Origin of the sequence: Streptomyces sp. (genome assembly GCF_050698815.1) — a bacterium.
Classification (GTDB): Bacteria; Actinomycetota; Actinomycetes; order Streptomycetales; family Streptomycetaceae; genus Streptomyces.
Window position 1 is genome coordinate 1 of record NZ_JBOHCV010000367.1, and the last position, 3,815, is coordinate 3,815.

Genomic DNA, 3,815 nt, shown 5'->3' on the forward strand with positions numbered 1-3,815 from the left:
GCATTAGAGCGGAACCGTGCTCTACCAAGGACTTCGAGACTCTTCGGCGCACCCGGCGAGGTGATGTCCTCACATGGGACCCCTGTCGCACAAGCCGATGTCTTCGGCGACATGAGCCCGGTCAGGACCCCGAGCCCGGTGCTGCCGAGTCGCCTGAGGCGCTGCGGGCTGAGGCCGTGGACCAGCAGTTGGTCGTGGGGCTGATGGGCCGGGCTCAAGCCGATGGGCTCAACTGGCTGATGAGGGCGGACTGTTGCGGCAGCTGACCAAGCGGCTGCTGGAGTCCAGCCCTGGAGGGGCGAGGTCACTGACCATCTCGGCTACAACCGGCACGACCCGGCGGGGAAGAACGGCGGCAACTCCCGCAACGGCACCCGCCCAAAGACGGTGCTGACCGACATCGGCCCGGTCGAGGTCGCCGTGTCCCGTGACCGTGAGAGCTCCTTCGAACCGAAGATCGTCCGCAAGCGGCAGAAGCGCCTTAGCGACATGGACGAGATGGTCATCTCGCTCGCCGCGAAGGGCCTGACGACCGGAGAGGTCCAGGTTCATCTGGCCGAAGTCTCCCGGCAGACCATCTCCACCATCACCGACTATTGAGTGGTGTGCATCGTGAAGTTGCAGGTCATGGGGGTGGTGTGCGGGGGCTTCGGGGTGCTCACGCTGGTTGTGGGCGTGTGACTCCGGTCGAGATCATCGGTCACCGGGTGACTTCGCGGTTGGTGAGGACGAGCAGGGCTCTCACCAGGGCGGTTGCCCAGGTCGGGTCGGTGCGGATCTTGCCCAGGACGCGCCAGTTCTTCAGGTGGGCGAACCCGTGCTCGACCGGCGCCCGGACCGCCGCCAGTGCCTTGTTGGACAGTTTCTGTCCGCGCGTCAGTGGCCGGTTCCGGGCGGCCTTGTAGCCGGTGATCACCGCGGGGTCGGCGTCCGGAGCACTGTCGTCGAGCCCGACGAATCCCAGGTCGGCGATCGCGCCGAGACCTGCTGCCCGCAACTTGTGCGTGAGCTTGTCGTGCCGGCAGGCGGTGATCTCCGAGGTCCGTCCGGGTCTGACCGCGGAGACCCAGATCAGCCGGCCGCGGTCGTCGGTGAGCGCGATCACGAGCAGGCCGTGGCATTTATGCTTGCCGGAGTAGTTCTTCCGGTTGGCCGGTCCCGTGCGCCGACGGGTGCGGATCAGGGTGCCGTCCAGCAGCACCACTCCGCCACCCTTCCGGGTGATCTTCTTCAGGGCCCGGTCCAGGCGCGGGGCTCGGGCGGCAAGCAAGCCCACGACTTCCCTGACCCACCGTCCCACGGTGGTGCGGTGCACGCCGTTGCCGCCGGCCAGGTCACCCGGCCGCTGGTCACAGCGCAGTGCCGCCAGCACGATGCCCGCGATCTTTCCCGCAGGCAGGGCCCGCCACCGTGAGCCGATCTTCTTCATATGGGCGCGGATCACCTTGGCGAGCCAGTTCAAGGTGGTGCTCGACAGCGGCAGGCGGGCGGTGTAGACAAGGCCGTCAGGGCCCCGGGCGGTGTCGTTGTTTTTCTTCACACAAACTCAACTGCCGTCGGGGGCCCGTCGGTTACGCTGCAGTGCGCAACTCCGGCTCGGCTACCAGCGTGCGGTGAACTTGCCGTCGGGCCGTTTGTGCAGCCAGCCACGATCGGCGAGCTTGGTCAACTTCGCCCGCAACGGTTCCAGCTTCCCGCGCGCCGTCACCTCCAGGCCCAGCTCCTCACCCACCGCCTTGACCTGGACCGGGCCGTCAGCGGCACGGACGATCGCGAGGATCTTGCAGTAGTCGCCGGGCAGCGCGGCCTCGTCGCCGGTGTCGCTGCGATGCGGGATCAGCAGCACCGCCCGCCCTGCCACCTGGGCGGGAGCAGGGGCGACGGCCTCGGCGGCCTCCTTCGCGGACCGGTCCTGCTCGGCCAGCCGGTTCAGGACCCGCTCGGCGATCACCAGTTCCTCCCGCTCGACCTGGGCCTCCTCCAGTCGCTTGGTCAGCTCCTCGGTGAGCGAGTCCAGTTCACTCCGGCGAGCTGTGATCCGCTCCAGTTCCTGCATGCCCGCAACCTCCCGCACTCTCCCGGCGTACCGGTCCGGTCACGGATCGTAGGAGCAGCAGGGCGGCGAGCGCAGCAGAACCAAAGAACGGCCCCGTCCGACACGTCAGACGATCTTCACCGTGGACACCAGCCCACGACCAGCGTGAGCACCCCGAAGCCCGCGCACACCACCCCCATGACCTGCAACTTCACGATGCACACTGCTCACTGGGCCGCCATCGCCCACCGCATCGTGCACGCCACCGCCGGGGCGACGCTCATCGCCTCCGGCGAACCCTGCGCCCTGTGCTACATGGCCGCCCTGTACTTCAACGTCGGCCACATCGTCTACGCGGCAGACCGCAGGACCGCGGCACAGTACGGCTTCGACTACGCCGGCTCCTACGCTGTCTTCGCCAAAGACCCCGTGAAGTGGCCGGTCAAGGTCACCTCGCTGCCCGTGGAAGGGGCTCGCACACCGTTCGAGGAATTCCTTGCCGCCGCCCGGAGGAAGACATGACCACCACCGCACACAGCGTCCCCATCAGAGTGTGGTCGGACTACGTCTGCCCGTTCTGCATGCTGGCCGAAAGCCCCTTGCGCCAGGCGACCGCGGGCCTCGATGTCGACATCCGGTGGATGCCCTTCGAGCTGCGCCCGCACCCCACGCCCACGCTCCGGCCGGAGGATGAGTATCTGCCGGCCGTCTGGAAGCGAGCCGTCTACCCGATGGCCCGCCGGATGGGAGTGGACATCACCCTCCCCACCGTTTCCCCCCAGCCCTACACACGGCTGGCCTTCGAGGGCTACCAGTACGCGGCAGAGCACGGCGAAGCCGCCGAATACACCCCGCGCGTGCTCAGCGCCTTCTTCCAGGAGAACCGGGACATCGGCCAACTGGACGTCCTCTGTGACATCGCCGGCGAACTCGAGCTGGATACGAGGGAATTCCGTACCGCGCTGGAGGAAGGCACCTACAGCGAAGCCCACCGGAAAGCGCTGCGAACAGCTGCGGCCCACCGCGTCTCCGTGGCCCCCACGTTCATCATCGGTGCCAGCCACCGCATCGAGGGGGTTCCCGACGCGGCCCAGATCCGCGATGCGGTGCTGGACGCACAGGCTCGGCCGCCCCAAGAGCACGGCCCTGCCTGCGGCGTTGACGGTTGTTGAGATGCACAGATCGTGGCCATGCCTGTGACCATGCTCGCACCCGCCGCCACCCGAGCCGGATGGTGTTTTGCCCACCACGGCCCGCTGGCCTACGGGTGGTCGAGTGCGTCCCCTCGCTGCGCTGGGGAGACCCCAAGCCGGGCGCGCCGCAGGAAGTCGCGTTCGGCGGCGTTGTCCGTACGGGCGATCGCCGCCTCGTAGGCCGACGCGGCCTCGGCAGTGCGGCCCAGGCGCCGGAGCAGGTCGGCCCGGATTGCGTGAAGGAGGTAGTAGCCGTCGAGATCGAGGCCGTCGACGAGGGTGAGGCCCGCCTCCGGTCCCTCGACCTCGGCCACGGCGACCGCGCGGTTGAGGGTGACGACGGGGCTCGGGGCGAGCGAGGAGAGCTGGTCGTACAGCTGCAGGATCTGCCCCCAGTCGGTGCCGGCCGCGGTCGGCGCGTCACTGTGCACGGCGTTGATCGCCGCCTGGATCTGGTACGGGCCGGGCCGGTCGCGCCGAAGGCACCGCCGGACGATGGCCTGGCCCTCCTCGATCAGGTCGCGGTCCCAGCGGCCTCGGTCCTGGTCGGCCAGCCGCACCAGCTCGCCGTCCGGACCGGTACGGGC

Annotated in this window: 5 protein-coding genes and 1 pseudogene; 3 read left to right on the forward strand and 3 right to left on the reverse strand. The window is 68.7% G+C overall.

The annotated features are described in order from the left end of the window. Window positions 1-203 precede the first annotated feature (203 nt). A pseudogene (locus ACRDP3_RS13400) lies at window positions 204-594 on the forward strand (transposase); the annotation flags it as partial. 106 nt (window positions 595-700) lie between these two features. On the opposite strand, the gene ACRDP3_RS13405 reads toward ACRDP3_RS13400, so the two are convergent. Together ACRDP3_RS13405 and ACRDP3_RS13410 are read right to left on the reverse strand one after the other, a co-directional pair. Further along, window positions 701-1,540, reverse strand: coding sequence for a transposase family protein (locus tag ACRDP3_RS13405; protein WP_431517138.1), 840 nt, complete (start codon window positions 1,538-1,540; stop codon window positions 701-703). A 60-nt stretch (window positions 1,541-1,600) separates the two neighbouring features. Then, window positions 1,601-2,056, reverse strand: a complete 456-nt coding sequence (locus ACRDP3_RS13410; protein ID WP_431517139.1) for a hypothetical protein — start codon at window positions 2,054-2,056, stop codon at window positions 1,601-1,603. 177 nt (window positions 2,057-2,233) lie between these two features. On the opposite strand from ACRDP3_RS13410, the gene ACRDP3_RS13415 reads away from it, so the two are divergent. Together ACRDP3_RS13415 and ACRDP3_RS13420 are read left to right on the forward strand one after the other, a co-directional pair. Further along, window positions 2,234-2,557 carry a hypothetical protein gene (locus ACRDP3_RS13415; protein ID WP_431517140.1) on the forward strand — a complete coding sequence of 108 codons (324 nt, stop codon included), beginning with the start codon at window positions 2,234-2,236 and terminating at the stop codon, window positions 2,555-2,557. After that, the gene (locus tag ACRDP3_RS13420) at window positions 2,554-3,207 is read left to right on the forward strand and encodes a DsbA family oxidoreductase (RefSeq protein WP_431517141.1); all 654 of its coding nucleotides are present in this window, start codon (window positions 2,554-2,556) and stop codon (window positions 3,205-3,207) included. Before ACRDP3_RS13415 ends, ACRDP3_RS13420 begins: the two co-directional genes overlap by 4 nt. Window positions 3,208-3,296: 89 nt before the next feature. Here ACRDP3_RS13420 and ACRDP3_RS13425 read toward each other — a convergent pair. Beyond that, window positions 3,297-3,815 (reverse strand): DUF6596 domain-containing protein (locus ACRDP3_RS13425; RefSeq protein WP_431517142.1); only part of this gene is annotated, 519 nt, incomplete at its 5' end.

Bases quoted from the DNA above. Each gene is read 5' to 3' on its own strand.
- ACRDP3_RS13410 (WP_431517139.1), bottom strand. From the start codon at position 2,056: ATGCAGGAACTGGAGCGGATCACAGCTCGCCGGAGTGAACTGGACTCG.
- ACRDP3_RS13415 (WP_431517140.1), top strand. From the start codon at position 2,234: ATGACCTGCAACTTCACGATGCACACTGCTCACTGGGCCGCCATCGCC.
- ACRDP3_RS13420 (WP_431517141.1), top strand. From the start codon at position 2,554: ATGACCACCACCGCACACAGCGTCCCCATCAGAGTGTGGTCGGACTAC.